This window comes from Streptococcus sp. 1453, from assembly GCF_013276955.1.
GTDB lineage: Bacteria > Bacillota > Bacilli > Lactobacillales > Streptococcaceae > Streptococcus.
In genome coordinates this window covers 148,332-163,798 of sequence record NZ_VMLZ01000003.1, presented here as the reverse complement: position 1 = coordinate 163,798, position 15,467 = coordinate 148,332, and the positions used below count along the sequence as shown (strand labels likewise).

Here is a 15,467-nt window from a genome sequence, read left to right as displayed (position 1 = left end):
TTTTGATACAATAGTTTCAAAATTTGAGAGGAGTTTTTATATGAATCGCTATGCAGTACAGTTGATTAGCCGTGGAGCTGTTAACAAGATAGGGAATATGCTCTATGATTATGGAAATAGTGTCTGGTTGGCTTCCATGGGAACTATCGGACAGACTGTTTTAGGAATGTACCAGATTTCTGAACTCGTCACATCTATTCTCGTAAATCCTTTTGGCGGAGTCATTTCAGACCGTTTTTCTCGTCGTAGGATTTTAATGATGACAGACCTTGTTTGTGGGATTCTTTGTCTGGCTATTTCTTTCATAAGGAATGACAGCTGGATGATTGGAGCTTTGATTTTTGCCAACATTGTGCAGGCTATTGCTTTTGCCTTTTCTCGTACAGCCAATAAAGCCATTATAACTGAGGTTGTTGAGAAAGATGAGATTGTGATCTATAATTCTCGCTTAGAGCTGGTTTTGCAGGTTGTAGGTGTTAGCTCTCCTGTTCTTTCCTTCCTTGTTTTACAGTTTGCAAGTCTCCATATGACGCTACTGCTAGACTCGCTGACTTTTTTCATTGCTTTTGTTCTAGTGGCTTTCCTTCCAAAAGAGGAAGCAAAAGTTCAAGAGAAAAAGGCTTTTACTGGGAGAGATATGTTTGTAGATATCAAGGATGGGTTACACTATATCTGGCATCAGCAAGAAATTTTCTTCCTTTTGCTGGTAGCTTCCAGCGTTAATTTCTTTTTTGCCGCTTTTGAATTTCTACTCCCCTTTTCGAATCAGCTTTACGGGTCAGAAGGAGCCTATGCAAGTATTTTAACTATGGGGGCTATTGGTTCCATCATTGGGGCTCTTCTAGCTAGTAAAATTAAAGCTAATGTTTATAATCTTTTGATTTTACTGGCTTTGACAGGTGTCGGAGTTTTTATGATGGGATTACCACTTCCAACTTTTCTTTCCTTTTCTGGAAATTTAGTTTGTGAATTGTTTATGACGATTTTTAATATTCACTTTTTTACTCAAGTACAAACCAAGGTTGAGAGCGAATTTCTTGGGAGAGTACTGAGTACAATTTTTACCTTAGCTATTCTATTTATGCCTATTGCAAAAGGATTTATGACAGTCTTGCCAAGTGTTCATCTCTCTTCTTTCCTGATAATTGGAAGTGGTGTTATCATCTTGTCTTGTATATCGTTTATTTATGTTCGAATTCATTTTGAAAAATTGATATAAGGTTGCTTGAGTTTTAAAAATAATTCCAATCTAAGTATTTTTTCCGCCCTTCTCGTTTGTGAGGAGGGCTTGTTTTATGGTAAAATGGTCTTATGAATAAAAGAATGAATGAGTTAGTCGCCTTGCTCAATCGCTATGCGACTGAGTACTATACTAGCGATAATCCCTCGGTTTCAGACAGTGAGTATGACCGCCTTTACCGTGAGTTGGTCGAGTTAGAAACTGCTTATCCAGAGCAAGTGCTAGCAGACAGTCCGACCCATCGTGTTGGTGGCAAAGTCTTAGATGGTTTTGAAAAATACAGTCATCAGTATCCTCTTTATAGTTTGCAGGATGCTTTTTCACGTGAGGAGCTTGAAGCTTTTGATGCGCGTGTTCGTAAGGAAGTGGCTCATCCGACCTATATTTGTGAGCTGAAAATCGATGGCTTATCTATCTCGCTAACTTATGAAAAGGGGATTTTGGTTGCTGGTGTAACACGTGGAGATGGTTCTGTTGGTGAAAATATTACAGAAAACCTCAAGCGTGTTAAGGACATTCCTTTGACCTTACCAGAAGAACTTGATATTACAGTTCGTGGGGAATGTTATATGCCACGCGCTTCTTTTGACCAGGTTAACCAAGCTCGCCAAGAAAATGGAGAGCCTGAATTTGCCAATCCTCGTAATGCGGCAGCAGGCACCCTGCGACAGTTGGATACGGCAGTAGTAGCCAAGCGCAATCTTGCAACGTTTCTCTATCAGGAAGCCAGCCCTTCAACTCGTGACAGTCAAGAAAAGGTTTTGAAGCACCTAGAACAGCTCGGTTTTGTGGTTAATCCTAAGCGAATTCTGGCTGAAAGCATGGATGAGATTTGGAATTTTATCCAAGAAGTAGGACAGGAACGGGACAATCTGTCTTATGATATCGATGGGGTGGTGATTAAGGTCAATGACCTAGCAGGTCAAGAAGAACTTGGCTTTACCGTTAAGGCTCCAAAGTGGGCAGTAGCCTATAAGTTTCCTGCTGAGGAAAAAGAAGCTCAGCTCCTGTCAGTTGATTGGACAGTTGGCCGTACGGGTGTTGTGACTCCAACTGCCAATCTGACTCCCGTTCAGCTTGCTGGGACAACAGTTAGTCGTGCGACCCTGCACAATGTGGATTATATTGCTGAAAAAGATATCCGTAAAGATGACACGGTCATAGTTTATAAGGCTGGTGACATCATCCCTGCTGTTTTACGTGTGGTAGAATTCAAACGGGTTTCTGAAGAGAAACTAGATGTCCCTAAAAACTGTCCAAGTTGTGACTCTGACTTGTTGCACTTTGAAGATGAAGTGGCCCTCCGTTGTATCAATCCGCGTTGTCCTGCTCAAATCATGGAAGGCTTGATTCACTTTGCTTCTCGAGACGCCATGAATATTACAGGTCTTGGTCCATCAGTAGTTGAAAAACTCTTTGTTGCCAATCTGGTTAAGGATGTGGCTGATATTTACCGCTTGAAAGAAGACGATTTCCTCCTTTTAGAGGGTGTTAAGGAAAAGTCCGCTTCTAAACTGTATCAGGCCATCCAAGCATCTAAGGAAAATTCTGCCGAGAAGCTCTTGTTTGGTTTGGGAATTCGCCATGTAGGAAGCAAGGCTAGTCAGCTCTTACTTCAACATTTCCATTCGATTGAAAATCTAGCTCAGGCAGATCCAGAGGAAGTGGCTAGTATTGAAAGTTTGGGTGGTGTGATTGCCAAGAGTCTTCAGACTTATTTTGCGACAGAAGGCTCTGAAATTCTCCTCAGAGAATTAAAAGAAGCTGGGGTCAATTTGACCTATAAAGGTCAGACTGTAGTAGTAGATGCAGCCTTGTCAGGCTTGACAGTGGTATTGACTGGAAAATTGGAACGGCTCAAGCGCTCAGAAGCTAAAAGTAAACTCGAAAGTCTAGGTGCTAAGGTAACAGGCAGTGTTTCTAAAAAGACCGACCTCGTCGTTGCAGGAGCAGATGCTGGAAGTAAACTTCAAAAAGCACAAGAACTTGGTATCGAAGTTCGAGATGAAGCTTGGCTCGAAAGTTTGTAATGATCTTTTAAAAACAGAGTTTAGATAGAATGACAATGTTTGTCAATCGAGACGAGATTGGTCAAGAATTTATTAGTGAAACAGAAACAAATAAAAAAAAGGAAAAAATAAAAATGTATACCTACCCTATGCGCATTCATTACCATCGCAAGAATGGTGAATATGACACTTGCTCTTTTGTAAAAAGCCAGGACCAGCGAATTGATTTACTAACTTACCAAGAAGATTATTTTGGAGCCTTATTTAGTTTTGAACACCCAAGCGTTCATGCCCTAGAAAGCTTGAATTTGGTGGTTCATACAGGCCAAACCAGTAAAGAATATGCTATCCGTTTTAATCACTATCCCCTTTTAACAGAGGTCTGGATTTTGGAAGGCGATGATCGGATTTATTACTCTGAAAATCCTGCTATTGCCAGTCCTTTCTATAAGAATCAAAATCCTTTTGCCTTTGACAAGGCTATCAATAGCGCTAGTTTCGACCACCACTGGGGTTACCAAGGGGAATTGGGTTGCCATGTAGAGGACAATCAGGCTCATTTTGCCCTTTGGGCTCCAACAGCGACAGCAGTGCAGGTTGTCGTTTATGAATCAGCTACTAATGATGCACCTGTTTGGAAGACTTTTGATATGGAGAGAGGCAATCGCTACTCTTATAACCATAAGGACAATACTATTGGTGTCTGGAGTTTGGATGTTGAGGAAGATTTGACTGGTAAGGCTTATCAGTATCAAGTCCAATTCCCTCATCACCAAACACTGACACGTGATCCTTACACCATTGCGACCAGCCCTGATGGTAAACGTTCTGCTATTCTGAGCCATGCAGAAAAACAAGTCGAAAACTTCGAGGTCAAGCATGGTTCTGATGCTGCTTGGCGTTTGGAAAATCCATGTAAGGCAGTTATTTGTGAAATGCATATTCGTGATTTGACCCAATCACCGACCTCAGGTGTGGATGAACATCTTCGAGGAACGTTCTTAGGTGCTGCTCAGATTGGAACGGTTAACCAGTACGGTCAGTCAACTGCTTTTGATCACATCAAGAAGTTGGGCTACAATTATGTTCAGTTGCAACCAATTGCAGACCGTCACAAAGAATACGATGAGGACGGGAATGTAACCTACAACTGGGGTTATGACCCACAAAACTATAACGCGCCAGAAACTAGTTTTTCAACTAATCCAGATGATCCAGCTCAGGTTATTCGTGATTTGAAGACCATGGTTCAAGCTTACCACGATGCGGGCATTGGTGTTATTATGGATGTGGTCTATAACCATACCTTTTCAGTTGTTGATGCACCTTTCCAAACAACTGTCCCTGACTATTATTATCGTATGAATCCAGATGGTACCTTCCAGAATGGAACGGGTGTTGGAAATGAAACAGCCAGTGAACACGAAATGTTCCGTAAGTATATGATTGATTCTCTTCTATACTGGGTGCAGGAATACAATATTGACGGCTTCCGTTTTGACTTGATGGGGATTCATGATGTCAAGACTATGCAGATGATTCGTCAGAGTTTGGATGAAATTGACCCTAACATCATCCTCTATGGAGAAGGATGGGATATGGGAACAGGTCTTGCCCCTTATGATAAGGCTAAGAAAGACAACGCCTACGAAATGCCAAATATTGGTTTCTTTAATGACAATCAGCGTGATGCTGTTAAAGGTGGAGAAGTTTATGGTGCTATCAAGTCAGGTTTTGTTAGTGGTGCTGCGACAGAGCCAATTCTAGCTAAAGCAATCCTAGGAAGTCGTGAATTAGGAACCTATACACATCCAAATCAGGTGCTTAACTATGTAGAAGCCCATGACAATTACAATCTTCACGATTTATTGGCAACCCTTCATCCAGACCAAAGTTCAGAACAAATCATGCGCAAGGTTGAGACAGCCACAGCTATGAACCTACTCATGCAAGGGATGGCCTTTATGGAAATCGGTCAAGAATTTGGTCGTACTAAACTGGTTGCGACTGGTGAGAATGGTGAGTTGACACATGATGATAGAGAGCGTGCGATGAATAGCTATAATGCTCCTGACAGTGTGAACCAAGTCAACTGGGATTTGATCAATGAGCGTCAAGACAGTATTGAGTTTATCCGTCAAGTCATCCGATTGAAGACAAAAACTGGTGCCTTTTCTTACTCTAGCTATGATGAAATTTACCATCATGTCTTTGTGCATTCTGCGATTGAACATAGCGGCTGCCTTATCTATGAAGTTCACGGCAAAGAACATCTCTTGGTGGTTGTGAATGCTAAATCAGAACCCTATCCATTTGAAAATGCAGGAAATTTAGCTATGTTGGTAACCAACAGTCGCTCAAAAGAAGACAATGTGTTAGATGATATTAGTCTAGCTGTCTTGAGTGTTTTATAAAGACCATCTATCTCGCTATTCTAACACATCATTGGAAGTGAACGAATAGAAAGAACTTGGCTGATAACTCACTTGTATAGAAAATTTGATAAATATTTTCATCAAACGTATAAAGTCAGGAAATTGTTTTCCTGATTTTATTTTTTTGCTATAAAACAATAATAATAATAGAAAAAATACGAACTTTTTGGTATTATAGTAGAGAAAAGAAAGGCGTTTTCGCAATTTTTTTGAAAAAATATTGATTTACAAGTGAAGAAATCAGTGAATTTGTTGAAGATTTTCAAAAGAATTTTTACTAAATATAGTAATTCACTTGAATCTTCTCTAAAAAGGTAGTATAATAAAAACATAGAAAACGCTTACAGGAAAGAGGAGGTATTATGGATAAAAGAGAAGCTTTGCGCACCTTTATGACAGGTGAAAATTTTCACCTTCAGCATTATCTAGGAGCACATAAAGAGCAAGTGAATGGAGAGTATGGCTATACTTTCCGTGTTTGGGCACCTAATGCTCAGGCTGTCCACTTGGTTGGTGATTTTACCAACTGGATTGAGGGTCAGATTCCAATGGTAAGAAATGACTTTGGGGTCTGGGAAGTCTTTACCAATATGGCTCAAGAAGGGCATATTTACAAATATCATGTCACACGTCAAAATGGTCATCAACTGATGAAGATTGACCCTTTTGCTGTCAGATATGAGGCTCGTCCAGGAACAGGGGCAATCGTAACAGAGCTTCCTGAGAAGAAATGGAAGGATGGACTTTGGCTGGCACGAAGAAAACGTTGGGGCTTTGCTGAACGTCCGGTCAATATCTATGAAGTTCACGCTGGGTCATGGAAAAGAAATCCTGATGGTAGTCCTTATAGTTTTGCCCAGCTCAAGGATGAACTCATTCCTTACCTAGTTGAGATGAACTATACTCACATTGAGTTTATGCCCTTGATGTCCCACCCATTAGGTTTGAGTTGGGGGTATCAGCTTATGGGTTACTTCGCTTTAGAGCATGCTTATGGCCGACCAGAGGAGTTTCAAGATTTTGTCGAGGAGTGTCATATCCATAATATTGGGGTTATCGTAGACTGGGTACCCGGTCACTTTACCATCAATGATGATGCCTTAGCCTATTATGACGGGACACCGACTTTTGAGTACCAAGACCATAATAAGGCTCATAACTATGGTTGGGGCGCTCTCAATTTTGACCTTGGAAAAAATGAAGTCCAGTCCTTCTTGATTTCTTGTATTAAGCATTGGATCGATGTCTATCATTTGGATGGTATTCGTGTGGATGCTGTTAGCAACATGCTCTATTTGGACTATGATGATGCTCCATGGACACCTAATAAAGATGGCGGAAATCTCAACTATGAAGGTTATTATTTCCTTCAACGCTTGAATGACATTATTAAGTTAGAATATCCAGATGTGATGATGATTGCAGAAGAAAGTTCGTCTGCAACCAAGATTACGGGAATGAGAGAGCTTGGTGGTCTAGGATTTGACTACAAATGGAACATGGGCTGGATGAATGATATCCTCCGTTTCTACGAAGAAGATCCGATTTATCGTAAATATGACTTTAATTTGGTGACTTTCAGCTTTATGTATGTTTTCAATGAAAACTATCTCTTGCCATTCTCGCACGATGAAGTGGTTCATGGCAAGAAGAGTATGATGCATAAGATGTGGGGAGATCGTTACAATCAATTCGCAGGCTTGCGCAATCTCTATACGTACCAAATTTGTCACCCTGGTAAGAAATTGCTCTTCATGGGTAGCGAATATGGTCAATTCCTAGAATGGAAATCTGAAGAACAGTTGGAATGGTCTAACCTAGAAGACCCAATGAATGCTAAGATGAAGTATTTCACTTCTCAGCTAAACCAGTTTTACAAAGACAACCGCTGTCTGTGGGAAATTGATACCAGCTATGATGGTATTGAAATCATTGATGCGGATAATCGAGACCAGAGTGTTCTTTCCTTCATCCGTAAGGGTAAAAAGGGAGAAATGCTAGTCTGCGTCTTTAATATGGCACCTGTTGAACGAAGAGATTTTACAATCGGACTACCCGTTGCAGGAATTTACGAAGAAGTCTGGAATACTGAGTTAGAAGAGTGGGGAGGCGTTTGGAAAGAACATAATCAAACTGTTCAAACGCAAGAAGGACTATGGAAAGATTATGAGCAGACCTTGACCTTTACCCTACCGGCTATGGGAGCTAGTGTATGGAAAATCAAACGTCGCTTGAAATCTGCAAAAACCGTCACAAGTAAAAACCAAAAAGGAGTAGAAAATGAAGAATGAAATGTTAGCTTTGATTCTTGCTGGTGGGCAAGGAACTCGTCTCGGTAAACTCACTCAAAGTATTGCAAAACCAGCTGTGCAATTTGGTGGGCGCTACCGTATCATTGATTTTGCCCTATCAAACTGTGCCAACTCAGGGATTCATAATGTGGGGGTCATTACACAGTATCAACCACTTGCTCTCAACAACCATATTGGGAATGGTTCAAGCTGGGGACTAGATGGTATCAATTCTGGTGTCTCTATTCTTCAACCTTATTCTGCAAGTGAAGGAAATCGTTGGTTCGAAGGGACTAGTCACGCTATTTACCAAAATATCGATTATATCGACAGTGTCAATCCTGAGTATGTCTTGATTCTGTCTGGGGACCACATCTACAAAATGGACTATGATGATATGCTCCAGTCTCACAAGGATAATAATGCCAGCTTGACAGTAGCGGTTTTAGACGTCCCTCTTAAAGAAGCGAGCCGTTTTGGTATCATGAATACCGATGCCAACAATCGTATTGTTGAATTTGAAGAAAAACCAGCTCAACCTAAATCTACAAAAGCTTCTATGGGAATCTACATTTTTGATTGGCAACGCCTTCGTAATATGTTAGTCGCTGCTGAAAAGAGCAAGGTTGACATGTCAGACTTTGGTAAAAATGTCATTCCAAATTACCTTGAGTCAGGTGAAAGTGTTTATGCTTACGAATTTAGTGGTTATTGGAAAGATGTTGGTACGATTGAGTCGCTTTGGGAAGCCAACATGGAGTACATTTCTCCAGAAAATGCCTTGGATAGTCGTAACCGTCAATGGAAGATTTACTCAAGAAATTTGATTTCACCACCAAACTTCCTCGGGGCAAATGCTGATGTGGAAGACTCATTAGTTGTAGACGGATGTTTCGTTGATGGAACTGTTAAACATTCTATCCTTTCAACAGGCGCGCAAGTTCGCGAAGGAGCGGAAGTTGTTGATTCAGTTATCATGAGTGGAGCTATCATTGGTCAAGGAGCTAAGATTAAACGTGCCATTATTGGTGAAGGTGCAATTATTTCTGACGGTGTCGAAATTGATGGAACAGAAGAAGTACAAGTTGTAGGATATGATGAAGTAGTGGGGGTAGCAACAGATGAAGATTGATAAATATTCTGCCATTTTAGGAAATACAGTTGGTTTTCACGATATGGCGACATTGACAGACCACCGTCCAGTAGCTAGTTTGCCATTTGGTGGGAAATATCGTTTGATTGACTTCCCGCTTTCTAGTCTTGCTAATGCAGGTGTTCGTAGTGTCTTTGGTATTTTCCAGCAGGATAATATCAGCTCAGTCTTTGACCATATTCGTTCAGGACGCGAGTGGGGCTTATCAACCCTTCTTAGCCATTACTATCTAGGAATTTACAATACCCGTGTAGAGAGTAGCACAGTTGGAAAAGAATACTACCAGCAGCTGCTCACTTATTTGAAACGTTCTGGCTCAAACCAAACAGTTTCACTCAACTGTGATGTTTTGATTAACATTGATTTGAACCAAGTTTTCCATCTACATAGTACAACAAAAGGGCCTATCACTGTAGTTTATAAAAAACTAGCTAAGAAAGATATTTCAGAAGTAAATGCAATCTTAGAAGTGGATGAAACAGACCATGTTCGTTCTCATAAACTATTTGATAGCAAGTCAACAGCTGAAACGTTCAATATGTCTACAGATATCTTTGTCGTTGATACACCGTGGTTGATTGAACGCTTGGAAGAAGAAGCTAAAAAAGAACATCCAGAGAAGTTGCGTTATGTTTTACGGGATTTGGCTGCAAAAGAGGGAGCTTTCGCCTACGAGTACACAGGTTATCTGGCAAATATTCACTCTGTAGAGTCTTATTACCAAGCTAATAAAGATATGCTTGAATCACAGAAATTCTATTCTCTCTTCTCACCAAATCAAAAGATTTATACAAAGGTCAAAAACGAAGAACCAACTTATTATGCTAATACATCTAAGGTAAGCACTTCTCAGTTTGCGTCTGGTAGTATCATTGAAGGTCAAGTGACTAATTCTGTTCTATCACGTAATATTCATGTCCATAAGGATAGCCTGGTTAAAGATAGCCTGCTCTTCCCTCGTGTTGTGATTGGAGAAGGAGCTCAGGTTGAATATGCTATCTTGGACAAGGGTGTTGAAGTTGAGCCTGGTATTGTGATTCGAGGAACGGCAGAACATCCAGTTGTCGTTAAGAAAGGTAGCAAAGTAACAGAGGATATTCATTCATGAAAATTTTATTTGTAGCAGCAGAGGGTGCACCCTTTTCAAAAACAGGTGGTTTGGGAGACGTCATTGGCGCTCTTCCTAAATCACTGGTAAAAGCGGGACATGAAGTTGCAGTGATTTTACCCTACTATGACATGGTAGAGGCTAAATTTGGAAATCAGATTGAAGATGTTTTTCATTTTGAGGTGAGCGTTGGTTGGCGCAGACAGTACTGTGGAATTAAGAAAACAGTTTTGAACGGTGTGACCTTCTACTTTATTGACAGCCAATATTATTTCTTCCGTGGTCATGTTTACGGTGATTTTGATGACGGAGAACGCTTTGCCTTTTTCCAACTTGCTACCATTGAGGCTATGGAAAGGATTAACTTTATCCCTGACCTTCTCCATGTTCATGACTATCATACAGCTATGATTCCGTTCTTGTTAAAGGAAAAATACCGTTGGATTCAAGCCTATGAGGGCATTAAAACTGTTTTAACCATTCATAATTTGGAATTCCAAGGACAATTTTCAGAAGGAATGTTATGGGATTTGTTTGGAGTCGGCTTTGAACGTTATGCTGATGGTACCCTTCGCTGGAACAACTGTCTAAACTGGATGAAGGCTGGTATTCTCTATGCGGATCGTGTTTCAACCGTTTCGCCTAGCTATGCTCATGAAATTATGACTAGTCAGTTTGGATGTAACTTGGATCAGATTCTTCGAATGGAGTCTGGTAAGGTCTCTGGTATCGTAAATGGGATTGATGCTGACCTGTATAATCCTCAGACAGATGCTCTTTTAGACTATCATTTCACTCAGGAAGATTTGTCTGGAAAAGCCCAGAATAAGGCAAAATTACAAGAGAGAGTTGGCTTGCCAGTTAGAGCCGACGTTCCACTGGTGGGAATTGTTTCTCGTTTGACACGTCAAAAAGGTTTTGATGTGGTGGTCGAAAGTCTTCACCATATCTTGCAAAATGATGTTCAGATTGTTCTTTTGGGAACTGGCGATCCAGCATTTGAAGGAGCTTTCTCATGGTTTGCTCAGATTTACCCAGACAAGCTATCAGCAAATATCACTTTTGATGTCAAACTAGCTCAAGAAATCTACGCTGCTTGTGACCTCTTCCTCATGCCAAGTCGTTTTGAACCGTGTGGCTTGTCTCAAATGATGGCGATGCGTTACGGAACCTTGCCATTGGTCCATGAAGTTGGTGGCTTGCGAGATACAGTTCGCGCTTTCAATCCAATCGAAGGAAGCGGTACTGGCTTTAGCTTTGACAATCTATCTCCTTACTGGTTAAATTGGACTTTCCAAACAGCTTTGGACTTGTATAGAAACCATCCAGACATTTGGAGAAACCTACAAAAACAAGCTATGGAGTGTGATTTCTCATGGGATACAGCCTGCAAGTCATATCTTGACTTGTACCATAGTTTAGTTAACTAATAGATAAAATCGTATGATGACTTCATACGATTTTTAGGCTGTTTAGAGAGGAGAACTGATGTCTCAAGTAAAAGGCTTGTGTGTCATGGATGTTGATGGAACCTTAATCCTAGAAGAAGTGATTGATCTTTTGGGGAGAGAGGCAGGTCGTGAGGAGGAAATTTCGCAGATTACAAGTCGGGCAATGCGAGGAGAGTTGGACTTTGAAAGGAGTTTGCGAAAAAGAGTGTCCTTGTTGGAAGGTCTTCCTATTTCGATCTTTGATAAAATCTTCAACACTATTCATCTATCGCCAAATGCCCAAGAATTCATCTCAATTCTCCAAAAGAACGGCATCTTAGTTGGTCTAGTGTCCGGTGGATTTACTCCAATAGTTGAGAGATTAGCAAAATCACTTGGCATTGCCTATTTCTCTGCCAATCAACTTGAAGTCAAAGATGGTCTTTTAACTGGAAAATTGATTGGACAACTTATCAGTCCCCAGGTCAAAAAAGAGATTCTGGAAAAATGGAGAGAGGAACTCAAACTTCCTAGAGAAAGAACAGTTGCAATCGGTGATGGGGCCAATGATTTATTGATGTTGAAATCAGCAGGATTGGGAATTGCTTTTTGTGCCAAAGAAGTGCTGAAACAGGAAATACCGAATCATGTTGACAAGAGGGATTTTTTAGAAATTCTGCCTTTGATTGAATTTTTAGAATGAGGGAAAATATGAAGATTTTAATTGCACCGGATTCGTTTAAGGAAAGCTTGAGCGCTGAAGAGGTAGCTGAATCAATAAAAAGAGGCTTCCAACAATCGATAGCAGATGTAGACTGTCTCCTCTGCCCTGTTGGTGATGGGGGAGAAGGTACTGTAGATGCTATCCGACATTCTCTTGACCTAGAAGAAAAATGGATCCAAGTGACAGGCCCTTTTGGCCAAAAAGAAGCCATGCGCTATTTTCAAAAAGGGGAATTAGCCCTATTTGAAGTAGCTGACTTGGTCGGCCTTGGAAAAATTCCTCTGGAGAAACGAAATCCACTACAAATCCAAACTTGTGGTATTGGAGAATTGATTCGTCATCTCATTGCTAAAGGGATTAAAGAAATCTATATCGGCGTTGGTGGTACGGCTAGTAATGACGGAGGAATTGGGATCGCTGCTGGTTTAGGTTATCGATTTTATGATAGGGATGGAAATGTCTTGCCTGCATACGGTCAATCCTTACTAAAATTAGCTTCAGTTTCAACAGAAAATCGCTATGAAATTCCTGAAGATGTGCAAATTCGTATTTTAGCAGATGTCGTTAGTCCCTTATGTGGTCATCAAGGTGCGACCTACACTTTTGGCAAGCAAAAAGGCCTAGATCCTACTATGTTTGAGACCGTAGATCAAGCGATCCAAGATTTTTATGAAAAAGTCTCCCCTGCAACATTGGAAATTAAAGGAGCAGGAGCTGGTGGAGGCCTTGCTGGTGGTTTGTGTGCCTTTGCTCAGGCAAGTATCGTGTCTGGAATTGATACCTGCTTGAACTTAATCAACTTTGATAAGAAAGTTGCAGATGCTGATTTAGTTATCGTTGGCGAAGGTAGACTGGACAGTCAAAGCTTTGCTGGGAAAGCGCCGATAGGCGTAGCAAAAAGAACCCCTGTCGGAGTTCCTGTCATTACTATTTGTGGTAGTCTTGCTGAAGATTTACCATCCCTACCATTTGAAAATATCCAAGCTGCCTTTTCTATTTTAGAGAAAAGCGAACCTTTGGAAGATAGTTTGAAAAATGCCAGTCTCTATTTGGAGCACACGGCTGCCAATATTGGGCGTTTATTAAGTCTGAGTAAGATTTAGCCAAACCATTTCTTCCAGATGGATGTTTTGGCAGGTTCTTCCTTTTTACCTTCCCAAAGTTTTGCAAAAGCAAGTCGAAGGTTCTTTTCTTCTACTTGAACTGGTGCATTGCTATGGATAATCAGACCAAAAGGAGAAGAAGTATGTTCTTCAGATACTATGGTGGCTTGACTATTGGTTTCTTTGGCTTCCTTCAAGTAGAAAACTTGCTTGTCAAATTCGATAGTTGGTGAAATCTTCACAAATAGTGGCTCAGCCTTTTCCTGAAGGTTCTCTAAAATAGATAAAAAGCCTTTTTCTAGCTGAAGGCTATTTGCCGTGTCAATATCTGCATATCCAAGAACTCTTTCTTCAAAGGTACCAAGATAGCGTCTTTGCTCATCAGGATTTAGTTTTGGCCCACCATGAGCTTTTTCAAGTAATTGTTTTGATAAATCTGTCATGAAAATAGTATATCATAAAAGTTAGAATAAAACAGACAAAAGAAAGCGATTACTTTATAAAGTTAAGGAAAATTTGCACAAAGATAACGTTTTTTCTTGAAAAAGGAGGGGTTTTAAGGTATTATAGAGGTGTAAAAAATTTAACTCATAAGGAGAGTAAAAAATGTCAATTATTACTGATGTTTACGCTCGCGAAGTCCTAGACTCACGCGGTAACCCAACACTTGAAGTAGAAGTTTACACTGAATCAGGTGCTTTCGGACGTGGTATGGTTCCATCAGGAGCTTCTACTGGTGAACACGAAGCAGTTGAACTTCGCGACGGTGACAAATCTCGTTACGGTGGTCTTGGTACACAAAAAGCTGTTGACAACGTAAACAACATCATTGCTGAAGCTATCATTGGCTACGATGTACGTGATCAACAAGCTATCGACCGTGCTATGATCGCTCTTGACGGTACTCCTAACAAAGGTAAATTGGGTGCAAACGCAATCCTTGGTGTGTCTATCGCTGTAGCTCGTGCTGCTGCTGACTACCTTGAAATCCCACTTTACAGCTACCTTGGTGGATTCAACACTAAAGTTCTTCCAACTCCAATGATGAATATCATCAACGGTGGTTCTCACTCTGACGCTCCAATCGCTTTCCAAGAATTCATGATCGTACCTGCTGGTGCGCCATCATTCAAAGAAGCTCTTCGTTGGGGTGCTGAAATCTTCCATGCTCTTAAGAAAATCCTTAAATCTCGTGGTTTGGAAACAGCCGTAGGTGACGAAGGTGGATTTGCTCCTCGTTTTGAAGGAACTGAAGACGGAGTTGAAACTATCCTTGCTGCTATCGAAGCTGCTGGATATGTTCCTGGTAAAGACGTATTTATCGGATTTGACTGTGCTTCATCAGAATTTTACGATAAAGAACGTAAAGTTTACGACTACACTAAATTTGAAGGTGAAGGAGCAGCTGTACGTACTGCTGCAGAACAAATCGACTACCTTGAAGAATTGGTAAACAAATACCCAATCATCACTATCGAAGATGGTATGGATGAAAATGACTGGGATGGTTGGAAAGCTCTTACTGAACGTCTTGGTGGTAAAGTTCAATTGGTTGGTGACGACTTCTTCGTAACAAACACTTCTTACCTTGAAAAAGGTATTGCAGAAGGTGCTGCTAACTCAATCCTTATCAAAGTTAACCAAATCGGTACTCTTACTGAAACATTCGACGCTATCGAAATGGCGAAAGAAGCTGGTTACACTGCCGTTGTATCACACCGTTCAGGTGAAACTGAAGATTCAACAATCGCTGACATCGCAGTTGCAACTAACGCAGGACAAATCAAGACTGGTTCACTTTCACGTACAGACCGTATCGCTAAATACAACCAATTGCTTCGCATCGAAGATCAACTTGGTGAAGTAGCTGAATACCGTGGATTGAAATCATTCTACAACCTTAAAAAATAAAATAGTTCAGTGAACTATTTTATCCCGAACCATGAAATTCAAAAGTTCGGCCGTTGATTTAAC

The 15,467-nt window shown here is 40.7% G+C and carries 11 protein-coding genes; 10 read left to right on the top strand and 1 reads right to left on the bottom strand.

Going from position 1 to position 15,467, the window contains the following annotated elements; all coding sequences use genetic code 11:
- The first annotated feature begins 40 nt into the window (after window positions 1-40).
- From HW098_RS02655 to HW098_RS02615, 9 genes are all read left to right on the top strand, one after another.
- A complete protein-coding gene (locus HW098_RS02655) occupies window positions 41-1,219 on the top strand; it encodes an MFS transporter (protein ID WP_176139205.1) in 1,179 nt (392 codons plus the stop codon).
- Window positions 1,220-1,311: 92 nt separating this feature from the next.
- The gene (ligA, locus tag HW098_RS02650) at window positions 1,312-3,270 is read left to right on the top strand and encodes an NAD-dependent DNA ligase LigA (protein ID WP_176139204.1); all 1,959 of its coding nucleotides are present in this window, start codon (window positions 1,312-1,314) and stop codon (window positions 3,268-3,270) included.
- Between the two features lie 113 nt (window positions 3,271-3,383).
- Window positions 3,384-5,663, top strand: coding sequence for a type I pullulanase (pulA, locus tag HW098_RS02645; protein WP_176139253.1), 2,280 nt, complete (start codon window positions 3,384-3,386; stop codon window positions 5,661-5,663).
- Between the two features lie 383 nt (window positions 5,664-6,046).
- Window positions 6,047-7,975: a 1,4-alpha-glucan branching protein GlgB gene (glgB, locus tag HW098_RS02640; RefSeq protein ID WP_176139203.1), complete on the top strand. Its 1,929-nt coding sequence runs from the start codon at window positions 6,047-6,049 to the stop codon at window positions 7,973-7,975.
- Window positions 7,965-9,107 (top strand): glucose-1-phosphate adenylyltransferase, encoded by a 1,143-nt coding sequence (locus HW098_RS02635; protein WP_050390723.1) that lies wholly within the window; start codon window positions 7,965-7,967, stop codon window positions 9,105-9,107. The genes glgB and HW098_RS02635 overlap by 11 nt, the downstream gene beginning before the upstream one ends.
- Window positions 9,097-10,236, top strand: coding sequence for a glucose-1-phosphate adenylyltransferase subunit GlgD (gene glgD, locus HW098_RS02630; protein WP_176139202.1), 1,140 nt, complete (start codon window positions 9,097-9,099; stop codon window positions 10,234-10,236). Before HW098_RS02635 ends, glgD begins: the two co-directional genes overlap by 11 nt.
- Window positions 10,233-11,666: a glycogen synthase GlgA gene (glgA, locus tag HW098_RS02625; protein ID WP_176139201.1), complete on the top strand. Its 1,434-nt coding sequence runs from the start codon at window positions 10,233-10,235 to the stop codon at window positions 11,664-11,666. Before glgD ends, glgA begins: the two co-directional genes overlap by 4 nt.
- 58 nt (window positions 11,667-11,724) lie before the next feature.
- The gene (gene serB / locus HW098_RS02620; protein WP_176139200.1) at window positions 11,725-12,369 is read left to right on the top strand and encodes a phosphoserine phosphatase SerB; all 645 of its coding nucleotides are present in this window, start codon (window positions 11,725-11,727) and stop codon (window positions 12,367-12,369) included.
- Window positions 12,370-12,377: 8 nt separating this feature from the next.
- Window positions 12,378-13,493, top strand: a complete 1,116-nt coding sequence (locus tag HW098_RS02615) for a glycerate kinase (protein WP_176139199.1) — start codon at window positions 12,378-12,380, stop codon at window positions 13,491-13,493.
- Here HW098_RS02615 and HW098_RS02610 read toward each other — a convergent pair.
- Window positions 13,490-13,936 carry a DUF1694 domain-containing protein gene (locus tag HW098_RS02610; protein WP_176139198.1) on the bottom strand — a complete coding sequence of 149 codons (447 nt, stop codon included), beginning with the start codon at window positions 13,934-13,936 and terminating at the stop codon, window positions 13,490-13,492. The genes HW098_RS02615 and HW098_RS02610 overlap by 4 nt on opposite strands.
- Window positions 13,937-14,099: 163 nt before the next feature.
- On the opposite strand from HW098_RS02610, the gene eno reads away from it, so the two are divergent.
- Window positions 14,100-15,404 (top strand): surface-displayed alpha-enolase, encoded by a 1,305-nt coding sequence (eno, locus tag HW098_RS02605; RefSeq protein WP_000022821.1) that lies wholly within the window; start codon window positions 14,100-14,102, stop codon window positions 15,402-15,404.
- The last annotated feature ends 63 nt before the right edge of the window (window positions 15,405-15,467 follow it).

Coding starts and splice junctions, on each gene's coding strand:
- HW098_RS02655 (WP_176139205.1), top strand. CDS start 41: ATGAATCGCTATGCAGTACAGTTGATTAGCCGTGGAGCTGTTAACAAG.
- ligA (WP_176139204.1), top strand. CDS start 1,312: ATGAATAAAAGAATGAATGAGTTAGTCGCCTTGCTCAATCGCTATGCG.
- pulA (WP_176139253.1), top strand. CDS start 3,384: ATGTATACCTACCCTATGCGCATTCATTACCATCGCAAGAATGGTGAA.
- glgB (WP_176139203.1), top strand. CDS start 6,047: ATGGATAAAAGAGAAGCTTTGCGCACCTTTATGACAGGTGAAAATTTT.
- HW098_RS02635 (WP_050390723.1), top strand. CDS start 7,965: ATGAAGAATGAAATGTTAGCTTTGATTCTTGCTGGTGGGCAAGGAACT.
- glgD (WP_176139202.1), top strand. CDS start 9,097: ATGAAGATTGATAAATATTCTGCCATTTTAGGAAATACAGTTGGTTTT.
- glgA (WP_176139201.1), top strand. CDS start 10,233: ATGAAAATTTTATTTGTAGCAGCAGAGGGTGCACCCTTTTCAAAAACA.
- serB (WP_176139200.1), top strand. CDS start 11,725: ATGTCTCAAGTAAAAGGCTTGTGTGTCATGGATGTTGATGGAACCTTA.
- HW098_RS02615 (WP_176139199.1), top strand. CDS start 12,378: ATGAAGATTTTAATTGCACCGGATTCGTTTAAGGAAAGCTTGAGCGCT.
- HW098_RS02610 (WP_176139198.1), bottom strand. CDS start 13,936: ATGACAGATTTATCAAAACAATTACTTGAAAAAGCTCATGGTGGGCCA.
- eno (WP_000022821.1), top strand. CDS start 14,100: ATGTCAATTATTACTGATGTTTACGCTCGCGAAGTCCTAGACTCACGC.